Annotated in this window: 9 protein-coding genes; 3 read left to right on the top strand and 6 right to left on the bottom strand. The window is 39.0% G+C overall.

Features of this window, described 5'->3' with window-relative positions; all coding sequences use genetic code 11:
- Positions 1–586 precede the first annotated feature (586 nt).
- From QQK09_RS12450 to rne, 3 genes are all read right to left on the bottom strand, one after another.
- Positions 587–1,213 carry a MarC family protein gene (locus QQK09_RS12450; RefSeq protein WP_284204474.1) on the bottom strand — a complete coding sequence of 209 codons (627 nt, stop codon included), beginning with the start codon at positions 1,211–1,213 and terminating at the stop codon, positions 587–589.
- A 215-nt stretch (positions 1,214–1,428) separates the two neighbouring features.
- A complete protein-coding gene (trxB, locus tag QQK09_RS12445; protein ID WP_284204473.1) occupies positions 1,429–2,376 on the bottom strand; it encodes a thioredoxin-disulfide reductase in 948 nt (315 codons plus the stop codon).
- 130 nt (positions 2,377–2,506) lie between these two features.
- Complete coding sequence (rne, locus tag QQK09_RS12440) at positions 2,507–5,611, bottom strand: ribonuclease E (protein ID WP_284204472.1); 3,105 nt, start codon at positions 5,609–5,611, stop codon at positions 2,507–2,509.
- Between the two features lie 349 nt (positions 5,612–5,960).
- Between rne and rluC the strand changes: the two genes are divergently transcribed.
- Positions 5,961–6,899, top strand: coding sequence for a 23S rRNA pseudouridine(955/2504/2580) synthase RluC (gene rluC / locus QQK09_RS12435; RefSeq protein WP_284204471.1), 939 nt, complete (start codon positions 5,961–5,963; stop codon positions 6,897–6,899).
- 376 nt (positions 6,900–7,275) lie between these two features.
- Here the strand turns inward: rluC and QQK09_RS12430 are convergent, their stop codons facing one another.
- Positions 7,276–8,283 (bottom strand): porin, encoded by a 1,008-nt coding sequence (locus tag QQK09_RS12430; protein WP_284204470.1) that lies wholly within the window; start codon positions 8,281–8,283, stop codon positions 7,276–7,278.
- 869 nt (positions 8,284–9,152) lie between these two features.
- Between QQK09_RS12430 and QQK09_RS12425 the strand changes: the two genes are divergently transcribed.
- Together QQK09_RS12425 and QQK09_RS12420 are read left to right on the top strand one after the other, a co-directional pair.
- Positions 9,153–9,800 carry an HAD-IIIA family hydrolase gene (locus QQK09_RS12425; RefSeq protein ID WP_284204469.1) on the top strand — a complete coding sequence of 216 codons (648 nt, stop codon included), beginning with the start codon at positions 9,153–9,155 and terminating at the stop codon, positions 9,798–9,800.
- Positions 9,790–10,767: a glycosyl transferase family protein gene (locus tag QQK09_RS12420; RefSeq protein ID WP_284204468.1), complete on the top strand. Its 978-nt coding sequence runs from the start codon at positions 9,790–9,792 to the stop codon at positions 10,765–10,767. Before QQK09_RS12425 ends, QQK09_RS12420 begins: the two co-directional genes overlap by 11 nt.
- Positions 10,768–10,830: 63 nt before the next feature.
- Here QQK09_RS12420 and QQK09_RS12415 read toward each other — a convergent pair whose 3' ends face one another.
- Together QQK09_RS12415 and mfd are read right to left on the bottom strand one after the other, a co-directional pair.
- Positions 10,831–11,733: a peptidoglycan binding protein CsiV gene (locus tag QQK09_RS12415; RefSeq protein WP_284204467.1), complete on the bottom strand. Its 903-nt coding sequence runs from the start codon at positions 11,731–11,733 to the stop codon at positions 10,831–10,833.
- 4 nt (positions 11,734–11,737) lie between these two features.
- Positions 11,738–15,232, bottom strand: a complete 3,495-nt coding sequence (gene mfd, locus QQK09_RS12410) for a transcription-repair coupling factor (RefSeq protein ID WP_284204466.1) — start codon at positions 15,230–15,232, stop codon at positions 11,738–11,740.
- Positions 15,233–15,235 lie beyond the last annotated feature (3 nt).

The following is a 15,235-nucleotide window of genomic DNA, read 5'->3' as shown; positions in this document are numbered from 1 at the left end:
GCTATTCATTCGATACTAGGTTTGGTTCCTGAATATAACCTGCTTACAAAAAAACTCTAATCGGATCAGTATTAACACTTTCACTGGCAGTTAATTGGATATCTACTCGCTTTGGGAAGCGTTCTAAAATAGTGTTATTAGGGATCGTATTAAAATAGAGGTCATCAATTAAAGAAGAAGGGGATAGTGTGTTGTTTTGGGGGGCCAAACTTCACTTATTAATTAACGATAATGAGGGGGGAATTATTCCAATTCCATTCATACGGTGATCAAGCTGTGTTCAAATGTTGCGCTGGAGAGTTGTTTTTACAAGGCTGTAAACAAAGCGTTAGTCGTAACTATTTTTCCTACTCAAATACTCATCAATCATTAAATTAGTTTGCTGTAGGCTGAAGAAGGAGTTAATGAGCAGCTAACAATAATTAAAATTGAGCTTAAACACACCGAAGTGAAACAGAATTCATGCTCATTATTATTTTTGGGGCTGGTGGCTTATTGTTTTAATAATAAGCCACCTATTGAATACCTAGATGGGATTGACATCATTGACAGTTGAGACAAAGCAACTTGTCAAAGTCCGTGATTTTTAGCCAATATTTAATGGAACCGGTAATAAGCTACTGATGCCAACAATTAACATCTGTGTACCTATTACTGCAAGTATTAACCCCATCAAACGTGTCATGATATTGAGTCCACCTTCACCGAGTAAATTAAGTACTTTTGAGCTATAGATGAAACATAGGAATGTGATTAAACATAATAATGCGAACACAGAGATAACCACAACAATATCACTCGTATTTCCTGAAGCAGAATAGTTCATCGCCGTTGCAATCGTTCCTGGTCCTGCCAGTAATGGTACTGCTAATGGTGAAATCGCGATGTCAGCATCGTTGCTTTGCTCAGATGAGTGCAGTTCAGAACCGCTACCATTAAGCATGTGATAACCAATGATAAAGACTAAAACACCCCCTGTAATTCGTAGCGCGGGTAATGTGATGCCAAACAGATGGAAAATAGCTTTACCTAAAAAGGCAAAAGAACAGATTATAAAAAAAGTGACTAATAATGCTTTCGTCGCAATTTTAACTTGTTCCATGTGGCTTTTGTGTCCTGCTAGTCCTGCAAAAGCTGCGGTGTTTGCTATTGGGTTCATAATCGCTAAAAAGCCTAAAAAGACAGTAATTATTTGCGTGTATAATTCATTCATTATTATTCCCTAGTAAAAAATGTTGCGCTGAAGTTTCTATAACGGCAACTATATAGTAGGGCAGGAAAAAGGAATAATCATCGTTGTAGGGTCAAACCCTCACTTTGATATAATTATGGACTTGAATTGTATGTGATAACAATTAGTTGTGGAAAATAAAAAAGGAGCCAATGGCTCCTTTTTAGTTTGTACAGAAAGCTAAAAGTTATTACAAATTATTGGTTATCTAAATAACGCTCAGCATCAAGTGCTGCCATACAACCTGTTCCAGCCGATGTGATTGCTTGACGGTAGATATGATCGCTCACATCACCTGCCGCAAATACACCTTCAATGGTTGTTTGTGTTGCGTTACCGACACTGCCTGTTTGTACTTTCAAGTAACCATGATTCATCTCTAATTGGCCTTCAAACAAGTCTGTGTTTGGTTTATGACCGATCGCGATAAATACACCCATCACTGCTAGCTCTTCAGTTTTATCAGATAATGTATCTTTTAAACGTAAACCCGTTACGCCCATCTCATCACCTAATACTTCATCAAGTGTGCGATCTGTGTGTAATACGATATTACCGTTTGCCACTTTGTCGTTTAAGCGGTCAAGCAGAATTTTTTCTGAACGGAAGCCAGTACGTCGATGAATTAGATGTACTTTAGATGCGATGTTAGAAAGGTAAAGCGCTTCTTCAACAGCAGTATTACCACCACCAACTACAGCAACTTCTTGGTTACGGTAAAAGAATCCATCACAGGTAGCACAAGCGGATACGCCACGGCCTTTAAACGCTTCTTCTGAAGGTAAACCAAGGTATTGCGCAGAAGCACCTGTTGCGATGATCAATGCATCACAAGTATAAGTTTTATCGCCTTTGAGTGTGAAAGGGCGTTTAGTTAATTCAACTTCGTTAATATGATCAACAATAATTTCTGCATCGAAACGCTCAACGTGCGCTTTCATGCTTTCCATTAAACCTGGGCCTGTCATATCAGCAGCGCCACCTGGCCAGTTTTCAACTTCAGTCGTTGTTGTTAGCTGACCGCCAGGTTGAATACCGGTTAAGATCACTGGGTTTAAGTTTGCACGTGCAGCATAAACAGCGGCTGTATAACCAGCAGGGCCTGAGCCTATAATTAATAGTTTGTGATGTTGTACTTCGCTCATAGAATTTCCTTTCAAATTGATACTAGATAATCGCGTTATGATAAACGGCTTAGAAGAATAAAACAGTATAAAAAAACGGATATTCCAATGAAATATCCGTTTGATTTAATAGCTATAACCTATCAATACTTTATAGCGATGTTCTTACCATTTCACTTTTAGCTGTGCTAGTTGCAAAACTACTACCAGCTTGCTGTGAAGATTTAGTGATAGCTTCACGTGATGTAGCAGGAACAATTGTGATATCTCGTGTTAAATCAAGAGGTTCACTTACAGTGCGTACCATTGCAGAGCGTGCAACACGTGCTTTAGTCACTGTACCAACATTTGATGAAGGTTGAGCGGTTGTTGCTTTAGCAACAGGTGCTTGCTCAACTACTGGCGCTTCTATAACCACCGGTGCTTCTTCAACAGCTGGCGTAACTTCAACAACAGGTGTTTCTGTCACAATTGCTACAGTTTCAACAGGTGCGGCTTCAACGACAACGGGTGCTTGTTCAGCAACAGGTGTTACTTCAACAACAGGTGCTTGTTCAACAACAGGTGCTTGTTCAACAACAGGCGCTTGTTCAACAACAGGTGCTGTTTCAACAACAGGCGCTTGTTCAACAACAGGTGCTTGTTCAACAACAGGTGCTGTTTCAACAACAGGTGCTGTTTCAACAACTGGTGCTGCTTCAACAGTCGCTGTTACTTCAGGAAGAATCTGCTCAGCTTGTTTGATCTTTTCGTTATTTACAGTTTCTTGAAGTTGCTCAGCTGCTTTATGCGTATCTTTCTCTGTTGTGATGCTAGAGATTTCATTTGCAACAGGCGCTGTAACATTAACTGTTTCATTGACTGCTTTTTCTGCTTCTGGGTAACGACTAGCAACAGGATCAGTAGCTTGTTCAGCATCGTTCTGTTCGTTGTTTACTTTATTTTTGCGCTGTCCATTACCACGAAGGTAGCGTGAACGACGACCAGGAATTGCAACTGGTGAATACTCTTCTGTAGAAGCGCCTTCATTTTCAGTGGCAGTTACTGTCTCTTTTGCTTCAACTTCAACTTTCGCTGGTTTATTTACTTTCTTAGGCGCTGCTTTACGTCGAGTTGGTTTCTTCTCTTGTACTGCAGTTTCTTTGATAGGTACATTTTTAGCCGTCGTCACTTCTTCAACTGTATTTTCAACAGCAGCAGGTTTGTTATTAATACGTACTTTTTTACGCATGTTTCTACGTTTACGACGTACTGCAATCACTTCTTCTTTTTCTGTAACAGCTTGCTCACGTTCTTGCTTAACTGGGCGTGGCGTATCTTTACGTGGATTACGTGGACGACGCTCAGCAGGCTTCTTGCTTTCTACTGTTTCAGTACGGCTGTCGTTATTGGTATCCGTGCGCTCTTCATTACGGTTATCAGTTTTATTCTGATTACGGTTACGATTATTGCGATTACGATTATTGTTACGATTGCGGTTATTGTTATTACGAGGGCGCTCTTTAACCTCTTCAACTTTTTTCTCTTCAACTTTTTGTTCTTCTTCATCATTAAAGAATGAAGCAATTGCTGAGAATATGCGGCTAAAGAAAGAAGGTTTAACTTCTGCTGCGACCACTTTAGTTTCTTCTTTAGCTACTGGTGCAGCTTTAGCCTTGTTTGCTTTCGGGCTAGAGAAACCACTTAATACAGGATCAGCTTCTTTTTTGAATTCATCTTTAACAACATTTGGTACATATACCGTATGTTGCTTTTCAAGTGCGTCGTAGTTGATGTCTTCTTTACCATCTTTACGTGTACGCTTGATTTCAAAATGCGGTGTTAAAAGATTTGCATTTGGAATAATGAATACTTCACAAGTATGGCGTTTTTCAATTTTCGCTACTGCACTACGTTTTTCATTAAGTAGGTATGCTGCAACGGCAACAGGCACTGTTGCTTGAATTTGAACGGTATTTTCTTTTAAACCCTCTTCTTCAATCAGGCGAAGAATAGCGAGTGCAAGCGATTCATTATCACGAATAGTACCTTGACCATGACAGCGAGGACAAACACGTGATGCTGATTCACCTAAAGAAGGACGAATACGTTGACGTGACATTTCCATCAAGCCAAAGCGAGAAATACGACCTAATTGGATACGCGCTCTATCTTGGCGTACTGATTCACGCATACGGTTTTCAACTTCACGTTGATGGCGAGCAGGGGTCATATCGATGAAATCGATAACGACTAATCCACCTAAATCACGTAAACGTAATTGACGTGCAATCTCTTCTGCTGCTTCAAGGTTAGTATTAAACGCTGTTTCTTCAATATCGCCACCACGTGTTGCACGTGCCGAGTTGATATCGATTGAAGTTAATGCTTCAGTCGGGTCGATGACAATTGAACCACCAGATGGTAAACGCACTTCACGTTGGAAAGCTGATTCAATTTGGCTTTCTACTTGGTAATGTGTAAATAGTGGGATTTCACCTTGGTATAATTTCAGACGGTTTACATAGTCTGGGCGTACCATTTCGATATGACTTTTAGCTTGTTCAAATGTTTTTGGGTGATCGATAACGATCTCACCAATATCGCGACGTAGGTAATCACGGATAGAACGCACAATAACGTTACTTTCACGGTGAATTAAAAACGGTGCTGATTTCGATTCAGATGCTTCTGAAATTGCTTGCCAATGGTTAACTAAAACATTTAGATCCCACTCTAGCTCTTCAGATGTTTTACCAACACCCGCAGTACGAACGATTAAGCCCATGCCGTTTGGTAATTTAAGGTGGCTTAATGCTTCTTTTAATTGTGTACGTTCGTCACCTTCGATACGACGTGAAATACCGCCAGCACGAGGGTTGTTTGGCATTAATACTAAGTAGCTACCTGCAAGGCTTATAAAGGTAGTTAAAGCTGCACCTTTATTACCACGTTCTTCTTTTTCAATCTGAACGATAACTTCTTGGCCTTCTTTAATTACCTCTTTAATATTAGGACGACCTTTAAAAGAGTAACCAGCAGGGAAATAAGTGCGAGCAATCTCTTTTAGTGGAAGGAAACCATGGCGATCAGCACCATAGTCAACAAATGCAGCTTCTAAGCTTGGTTCAACACGGGTTATTTTACCTTTATAGATGTTTGCTTTTTTCTGTTCGTGGCCTGGGCTTTCTATATCTAAATCGTACAGTTGTTGTCCATCAACGAGGGCAACACGCAACTCTTCTGCTTGAGTTGCATTAATTAACATTCTTTTCATTATTAGCTCTTTATAAATATTTTTATGTTTTTTTGGTTGTTGGCAATAAATTGCTTCACTTGACCTCGGGTCTGGTTTTGCAGTCTCCCGACTGGAAATATGCAGAGGTGCATTAAAAAGTGATAGCAGCTCTCATTAATGTAAGCTCAAATAAGCCTAAATAAGTTAATGAGTAAAAGGGCGCAACATTCTATTTTCATTGTTTTTAATGTAACGACTACTAGTTAGTATGCTTTATAAGCAATTATATTTTAACGAGTCGTTAACTTGTTAATTCTCTCATTAATAGCGTGTTACGCCAATATAAATTTTTACATATTATCGTTGCAACACGTGATAAACTTAACGAATGGAACAGATAAATCACTCAGTACGCATGCTTGAGGTAACTCAAGAAAATGCACAGCAACGAATCGATAATTTTCTTCGTCTACATTTAAAAGGTGTGCCTAAAAGTATGGTCTATAGGATCGTGCGTAAAGGTGAAGTACGTGTAAATAAAAAACGTATCAAACCTGATTATAAGCTCAAAGAGGGGGATATTGTGCGTATCCCACCTGTTCGAGTGGCCGCAGAAAATGCCTTACCTTCACCTAAATTAAATTCGATTGCACAACTCGAATCACGAATAGTTTATGAGGACGATGCATTACTTATTCTAAATAAACCTTCTGGCTTAGCGGTACATGGCGGAAGTGGATTAGATTTTGGTGCGATTGAAGGGTTACGTGCCCTACGTCCGGATGCACGATTTTTAGAACTAGCACATCGACTTGATAAAGCGACGTCGGGATGTCTATTAATCGCTAAAAAGCGCAGCATGCTTCGCGCTTTACATGAACAACTTCGTAATAAAACCATGAATAAGCAATATCTCGCTTTAGTAAAGGGCAAGTGGGATAAAAAAGACCGTGCAGTCAAAGAGCCATTGCTTAAAGATTCACAAAATTCAGTGGTAAAAGTAAGCGCAGATGGCAAAGCGTCCGAAACGCGTTTTAAAATTATGCAGCGTTATCAAGGTGCAACCTTGGTTGAAGCCTCTCCTGTGACAGGGCGTACACATCAAATTCGTGTGCATACAGCCTGTAAAGGTCATAATATTGCAGGAGATGATCGCTATGGCGATAATGAGTTTAGTGCTGAAATGGAAAAGTTAGGTCTAAATCGCCTATTTTTACATGCCGCACACATTACCTTCTTCCACCCTGTATTAGAAGAGAAGATGACCGTTAGCGCTCCTTTGTGCAAACCGTTATCTGATCTATTGGAAAAGTTACAGAAAAGCTAGCCTCCAATCAGTTTTACCCTCATGTGAAAAAGCCATTATAAAGTTGGTTTTTTCCGTGAGGCTTCATCTCTACAAAATCTGCTATTAAATAATCAACGTTTCTGCACTATTTAACCGACGTTCTAAGTCTTATTGTTCTGCGCTCATTTTCTTAATCTATTCAGTTGAACACTATATTCTGTGAACAATATTGTAAGTGATGTTCATGCGGATGAAAGAGTGGGGTGGGGGTAATGTGATTAGAATGTTACAGGCATAAAAAAAGAACGTAAAAACGTTCTTTTGAATAACGATTGATAACTAAATAGCGCTGTTCAACCGCGCTATTATAAATCTCTATGGAGAGTATAGAAATTAGTTATAATGTTTTCTGGGATTACCAGTAAACGCGGTAACCTACAGCGAAGTTGCTGTCTTTATCAGCAGAAGATGCTAATTCTACTTCATTACCTGATGCTTTATTGCTGAAACCAAGAGTCTGACCGTCAGAGTATGCGTATTCTGCATAGACTTTAGACCAGTCATTAATTTGGTAATCAGCGCCGATGAAAAAGTTAGTGCTATCATCTAAAGCGTCTACATCGTGGTCTGTAAGTTCTAGACCGGCATAAAGCCCTATCGCATCACTTACGCTATACATACCACCTAGAGAGTAACCATTCTCTTTAACTTTACTATCATTATTTAAAGAGCTTAACTCTGCGTTGTAATAAGTGAAACCGATTACACCATCACCAACGCTATATTCAGCAGTTACTTGGAAGTACTCATTTTTCCAGTCTTTAGTTTCAGAGTCTTCAACTTTATCTTTATTTAAACCGTAACCAGCGTGTAGGTTTAAATCACCTACAGAGGTACCAATAAATGCTTCGTATAATTCTTGGCTTGAATCATCTTCAGCTAAGCCTACATTGGCAGCAATCCAAAAATCATCTGTTTCAAAATTGTACTTAATAAGAGAATCATGTTCAGCGCCACTTAAGATCGAGTAGAATAGAGCAGAACCACCAAAGAAGTATGAGTACTCTGCACCGTATATATCATCTGATACAGTCCATTGCTTACCGAAAGAAAGCTTACCGAAGTCACCTTCAACACCTGCGTAATGTAGACGACTTTCTAATGAACCACCGTTACCAGAAAGACCAAACTCAAAAGTACCAAATACATTGACGCTATCATTCACAGCATAAGATGCTTTAACACCTGAACGTGATGAACCTGCACCTAATGTTACATCTTTATCCGTAAGTACTTTAACTTCAGTTCTCATCTGACCGTAAAAATCAACACTTGCTACGTCAGTCTTATAAAGTTCCACGGCTTGAGCTGAAGTTGCTAATAATGCAGCTGGGATCGCAATTGCTAGAAGAGTTTTTTTCATTTTCCATATACCTTTTTAATAAAATAAATAGTTTTCCATAACACCTTGTAACAGTGAATTTACACTTTACGAAACAAACATTATCGCAGCATTCACATTTATGCAATATAAAGTTGAACTTTTTGGTGTTGACCTATCTGTCTGTTTTTTAAGCAATTACGGCTCATTTATTTTGTCATCTTTGTAGTTTTTGTCCTGTTTACTACAAAAACCAGCTGTTTCATGGCTTGAGCTGCGTCACAATTCTGGTGGTTTGTTATGCATCTTAAGTGCATTTATATCTAAGGTGTATTTGCCGGGTTGTATGAATTATATTCACTTTGAATGACTTTTGTTTGTCTTTATGGAGTGGTTTTTTACGGTGTGATATGGCTTTCCTGCTCACGTGCGGAGTTGATCTCTTACCTTGATCCTGTGTTGTTTATAAAGTGTTGATTTTTCGTGATGTGTTTTTATAACTGTTTGAAATAATTATGCACTTTTGCAGGTGTGTTTTTTTGACTAGTACGGTAAGTTTGTCAAAAAACAAATAACTTACAATTTTTAATTAAATAGCGATGTACTTTATGTTGTAAAGATGTTCGTCATTAGATGACGTTATTCTCACAAAAGTTATTTAACAGTTATATTTGTGATGTACGTCAATAAAAGTCAAGTTGGATATCCTTAAAAAAAATAGGTTAAATACAAATCCTGCGGTTAGGAATAGAAAATCAAATCGAAAGAATATGAGTCAGCATGGTTAATGCATTTACTACAAACCCTTAGCGGCAAAGTGGTAGTAATGTACGGTAAAAAACTGTTACATTATTGATTCCAACACAACAAAGGAGTAGCGAGTTATTATAGTTAATAGCTCGAGTAAATATATGAATTATAAAGTGATCATATTTGATTGGGATGGAACCTTGATGGATTCGATAGATAAAATCGTAGCCTGTATGCAAGCTGCAGCAATAGATTGTCAGCTGAAAGAACCCACAGAAGATGAAATTCGCCATATTATAGGCTTACGCTTAGATAAAATAATGGTACAACTTTTTCCTGGAGCCACATCAGAGCAACAAAGTGAAATGATACAAGCTTATCATTTTCAATATCGAAAACGTGATTCGCATGACACCCCTTTTTATCCGGGCATTAAGTTATGGTTAAACGAGCTCAAAAAACAGGGGTATCTACTTGCAGTAGCAACAGGTAAAGGACGAGAGAGTCTTAATCGAATTTTGGATAAATTTGCCGTTAAGGATCTTTTTGCTGTTACCTATTGTTCTGATGAAACTGCCTCAAAGCCAGATCCGTTAATGCTTAACCTTATCTTAAACGATCTTGGTGTTGATCCATCTGATGCATTAATGATTGGTGATACCAGTTACGATTTAGAGATGGCCAATAATGCTAACATCGATTGTTTAGGTGTGTCTTACGGTGTACACAGTAAAGATGTTTTAAACCAATTTAATCCGATCGCCATTGTTGACGATCTTCCAAAGGAGTTTGCATTATATGTTCAGTGAATATATTAAATTAACAGGACGTGGTGAAAAAGGACGTCGTGCTTTAACACAAAAAGAAGCTTATGATGCCTTATCCTCCTATCTAAATGGAGAAGCGGAGCTGTTACAATTAGCGGTGCTATTAATGTTACAGCGTGTGCGTTGTGAAACGCCGGAGGAAGCCGCTGGTTATATTCAGGCATTACGTGAAAGAATTGATCCGCAGTGGGCATCCCTAGATGCTGATTTAGATTGGCCATGTTTTGCAGGTAAAAAACGTCAGCCACCTTGGTTAATGTTAGCTGCAAAAGTATTAGCCGAGCAGGGCACACGTATTGTATTACACGGTTATAACGCGGTTGATGCGGTTAAATATCAAGTTGAAAGTGCTTGTTCTGAATTAGGTATTAATATTGCCTATTCTCCCGAAGAAGCTAAACAATACTTAGATCAATTTAACATCTGTTATCTTCCTCTTGAAAGTTACTGCCCAGAAATGATTCCTCTGTTAAACCTAAGAGAAAAAGTGGGCTTACGTACGCCACTCAATACCGTTGCACGCAGTTTAAATCCGACGCAAGCGCCTTTTGCTATTCATGGTGTTTTCCATAAAAGCTATGAAAGATTACATGCTAAAGCTGCATTATTAACCGCTGAGAGTAGTATGATTGCTTTTAAAGGCGAAGGTGGTGAAAGTGAGATAAACCCGCGTGTTAGTACTGATATCTGTGGAGTACGATTAGTTGATGGTGAATTAACCTATATTGAACAAGAGTGGCCAACCTACTTAAGTGAAGCAAGTGGTGCACATACAGAAGTATCAGCTAGCTATTTGCTAAAAGTATGGCGTGGTGAAGTGCAAGATAGTTATGGTGATGCTGCTGTGATATGTACCATTGCAGTTATATTGAAGCAATTTGAACCACAAAAAACACAGGATGAGTGTTTATTAATTGCTGAGCAGTATTGGCAGGCACGCCAACATTAATAAAGTGGTTAGGTAATCTATCGAAATAAAAAAACGATGCTCAATGCATCGTTTTTTTTATCTTTATTTTGTTGGTTTTTCATCCGGAAGTTTGCGGATCTGGACAATGATACCCATTAACGGGTGGTCGAGATAATGTATCTCTTCACTGCGTAATCGTCGGTTCTGGTCAAACAAACTTTCTTTTATAATGGTTTGTTGATTATGTTGCTGGATTGCCCCGTTATCATCGATCTCTTTCGCAATTTGAACGCCATTTTCATCATCAATCAATTCAACAGTCTGTTCTGTTTTTGCTGTTTCAGATGTCATTGCTTTACTGATAATCAATTGACTATCAATGTACAGATAATGATCTAGGTAGATTTTGAAATTACCATCAATCGCCCATATATCATCGGCGTGTTTAGATGATTTCACCTCAATAAGCTGTGTCGTTTCATCGGCAATATTGTCAGCTGTCTCAATATTTTCTGTGGTAATAGCTGTTTCATCAGCAATTGGTGTTAGCATTTTTGATGCTAAATTTTCACCTGCAAAAATATTAATTGGTTTAGCGGAACGCGTACTTTTCATTGGCATCTGCCAAGCCATGTGCAATAGCGGTTTAAATCCCGCGTGTTTTTCTAAACGCTCACGTTGTGCAACAAGTTGCAGATGTGAGCTACCAACACGTTTAAAATTGTTGCCTGCATAATCAAACTGTGACTTTTGAATTACCACAGGGTTCGACTTTGAAACACAAACCTCAGATTGTGAACAGAGGTTCGCTTTTTTTGTTTTTAACAGGCTAATGCTGTTACTTGTATCAACAGTAATTTCGTTTGATGATAAATGCTCAGTAATATCTTGCATATCCACATTGCGTTGAAATAAAAGCAGCTCAACTTCAAACCAACGTTGTTCAGCGTGTGCTGAAAATGAAGTCACGGTTAAAAGTAGCACCGCTAATGTTTTGTAATTCAAAGTATTATCCTTTTATTAAATGATCTTTAAAGCTATTAAGTAGTTGCGTGATCCAATTCATTCGCGCTCGAGAGTCTTCTAAGTTAGCACTAAATTTTAGTTTCGTTGGTCCCTCTAGTTTAAAGGTATTTCCCTGTTTTTGCAGTAAAGAAACAAGGAACATTGGGTCAACAGGTGTATTTTCCGTAAATTGTAGATTGCCACCGTTTGCATGTGCTTCTAAGCGTTTAATCCCTAGTGGTGTACACAGTTGTTTTATTTCAGTTACTTGTATTAAATTCTTTGCCGCTGCAGGCAATAAACCAAAACGGTCAATCAGCTCTACTTGAATCTCTTTTAGCGCATGTCTGTCTTTACTATTCGCGATACGTTTATACAGTGATAAGCGTAAGTTAACATCATGAATGTAATCGCTAGGAATTAATGCTGGGATACGCAGTTCAACATCTGCCTGACTGGCAAGTAGATGATCGAGGCTAGGTTCTTGCCCGTTTTGTAATGCAGTGACAGCTTGATTTAACATCTCCATATAGAGGTTATAACCAACGGTGGAAATTTGTCCCGACTGATCATCACCTAACAGTTCACCAGCACCACGAATTTCTAGATCGTGCGTTGCTAGTGTGAAACCTGCGCCTAAGGTATCGAGTGACTCAATCGCTTGCAGACGTTTTTGAGCGTCTTTAGTCATCAGTTTTTTTGGTGGCGTAAGCAGATAAGCATAGGCTTGGTGATGAGATCGACCAACACGTCCACGTAATTGGTGTAACTGTGCGAGTCCTAAATGATCTGCTCGGTTGATGATAATGGTATTGGCACTGGGAATATCGATACCGGTTTCAATAATAGTGGTACAAACCAATACATTTTGACGTTGATGATAAAAGTCGCTCATCACTTTTTCTAACTGGTGTTCATTCATCTGACCATGTGCAACGGAAACTTTAGTCTGTGGTAGCAATGCTTGAATATCTTCAGCGGCTTTATCGATGGTCTGAACATTATTATGTAAGAAATAGACTTGCCCACCACGCATCACTTCACGAGTGATTGCATCACTCACTATTTGATCTGTTTTCTGTTGTACAAAGGTTTTAACCGCAAGGCGTTTTGCCGGTGGTGTAGCAATAATGGATAGATCACGCATACCATTCATCGACATATTCAAAGTACGCGGGATTGGCGTTGCGGTAAGGGTTAAAATATCTATTTGTGCGCGTAGAGCTTTGATTTTTTCCTTTTGACGGACACCAAAGCGATGCTCTTCATCGATAACCAATAAGCCTAAATCTGAAAACTTAAGATCACTACTGAGTAGTTTATGCGTACCAATTAAAATATCTACTTTCCCAGATACGGTATCGGCTAAAATTTGTTTTTGCTCTTTCGCGGTTTTAAAACGGGATAATACCTCGATCCGCACTGGCCAATTTGAAAATCTATCTTTAAAGTTTTCATAATGTTGTTGTGCAAGTAATGTGGTTGGGACTAGTAATGCAACTTGACGAGTATTATCGGTGGCGAGAAAGGCGGCACGCATTGCGACTTCGGTTTTACCAAAACCTACGTCACCACAGACTAATCGGTCCATTGGTTGCGTTGAGCACATGTCGCTTATTACTGCGTTGATTGAAAGTGCTTGGTCGTATGTTTCTTCAAAAGGAAAGTCATTCTTAAACAGTGCATAATTGTTCTTATCAAGCTTATAACTGTGACCAACTTTAGCTGCGCGTTGTGCATAGACTTCGAGTAATTCAGCGGCGACATCACGTACTTTTTCAGCAGCACGTTTTTTTGCTTTTTGCCAAGTTTCTGTACCCAGTTTATTAAGTGGCGCATTATCTACGTCATGACCACTATAGCGACTTATCAGGTGTAATGCGCTGACAGGGACATACAGTTTGTCACCACGTAAATATTCTAGGGTAACAAATTCAGTTAAGTTACCTGCTGTCTCAATTGTTTGTAAGCCTAGGTAACGGCCAACACCATAATCGATATGTACAACTGGTTGCCCAACTTTTAATTCAGCAAGGTTAGCCACCGCATTATCGGTACTGTAATTTTCATCTGTGCTGCCCGCACGTCGGCGACTTTGCGTGACTTTAAAACCGAGTAATTCATTTTCGGTGATGAACGCAAGGTTTGTCGTTGCGTCACTGTTACTTAAAATAAAACTGTCTTCAACTTGGCTAATGGTGATACCAAGTTTAGATTTTGCTTTATGGAAATCGTCTACGCATTTAAATTCAGATAACGATAGCTTGAGCGGCGCAAGTAACTCCAGTAATGATTCTTTGCGTCCAGAAGATTGAACACTGAACAGTATTTTTCCTGAAAAGTTTTCAATGAAGGTTGAGATACCCGCTAACGGAATTTTCTTTTTATGTTCAACTTGAATATCTTCAACGAGTGAGGTATCGAAATTAAACCGTCCTGGTTTTTCAGCACTTAAGGGAGCCGATTGCAGATAAAATCTTGGCCATTGATTAATCTGTTCAAAACATTGTTCATGACGAAGGTATAATTCGTTTGGTGTTAATAGTGGACGTAGAAGATCGACGCTGCGATCTTCATAACGGCTCTCAAGTGTTTGCCAAAAGTCTAACGTTGCTTGATTGATATCACCAACAATCGCTAGTTTTGCATTGTTAGGCAGGTAATCAAAAAGTGTCGTTGTTTGTTCAAAAAATAGTGGCAGATAATACTCAATACCCGCAGGTAGATTATGCTGCGTAATTTCGCTAAAAATTGATTCTTTACTGGTTGAGAGTGGTGACGTAAATTTATCAGCAAATTTAGTTTTAAAGCGTTTTATCGCTTCGCTATCGGTTGAAAATTCATGTGCGGGAAGCAGTTTTATTTCGTTAATCGGTGTTAATGAACGCTGACTTTCACTATCAAAAGGGCGAATTGAATCGATTTCATCATCAAAGAAATCAATGCGAAATGGCGTGTCACTACCCATCGGGAAGATATCTAGAATTGACCCTCGCGCACAAAACTCACCATGATCCATCACTTGTTCTACGGCGTAGTATCCGGCTTCTTCTAAGTCTGCTCGTAGATTCTGTAGCTCAATAATTTGGCCACTTTTAATGATCAGGGTGTGTTGCTTTAAATAACTCTTTGGTGCTAATCGTAATAACAGGGTACTAATCGGGACGATTAAAATCCCTTTTTTAATCGAAGGCAGTTTAAACAGGGTTTCGATACGGGTTGATATAATGTCCTGATGCGGAGAAAAGTGGTCATAGGGCAAGGTTTCCCAGTCAGGAAAACTGATAAGCTCTAATTTATCATCAACAAAATAGCTAAGCTCTTGACGTAATTTCAGTGCCGTGGGGGTATCACTGGTAATTAAAATGAGTGGTGACTTTTGTTGTTTAGCACATTCACTGATGGTTAACGCTAAGCTCCCCCCTTGAAGGTTCGCAAACGTTAGTCGATCAGTCTCGCTTTTTAGCGTGGGTATATTTATCAATGGAGCTGTTTTCATCTT

This window comes from Psychromonas marina (assembly GCF_030161115.1).
Taxonomy (GTDB): domain Bacteria; phylum Pseudomonadota; class Gammaproteobacteria; order Enterobacterales; family Psychromonadaceae; genus Psychromonas; species Psychromonas marina.
This window is presented reverse-complemented; position numbering and strand designations above follow the sequence as displayed.

Excerpts from the sequence above, each read along its gene's own strand:
- QQK09_RS12450 (WP_284204474.1), bottom strand. The coding sequence starts at position 1,213 with ATGAATGAATTATACACGCAAATAATTACTGTCTTTTTAGGCTTTTTA.
- trxB (WP_284204473.1), bottom strand. The coding sequence starts at position 2,376 with ATGAGCGAAGTACAACATCACAAACTATTAATTATAGGCTCAGGCCCT.
- rne (WP_284204472.1), bottom strand. The coding sequence starts at position 5,611 with ATGAAAAGAATGTTAATTAATGCAACTCAAGCAGAAGAGTTGCGTGTT.
- rluC (WP_284204471.1), top strand. The coding sequence starts at position 5,961 with ATGGAACAGATAAATCACTCAGTACGCATGCTTGAGGTAACTCAAGAA.
- QQK09_RS12430 (WP_284204470.1), bottom strand. The coding sequence starts at position 8,283 with ATGAAAAAAACTCTTCTAGCAATTGCGATCCCAGCTGCATTATTAGCA.
- QQK09_RS12425 (WP_284204469.1), top strand. The coding sequence starts at position 9,153 with ATGAATTATAAAGTGATCATATTTGATTGGGATGGAACCTTGATGGAT.
- QQK09_RS12420 (WP_284204468.1), top strand. The coding sequence starts at position 9,790 with ATGTTCAGTGAATATATTAAATTAACAGGACGTGGTGAAAAAGGACGT.
- mfd (WP_284204466.1), bottom strand. The coding sequence starts at position 15,232 with ATGAAAACAGCTCCATTGATAAATATACCCACGCTAAAAAGCGAGACT.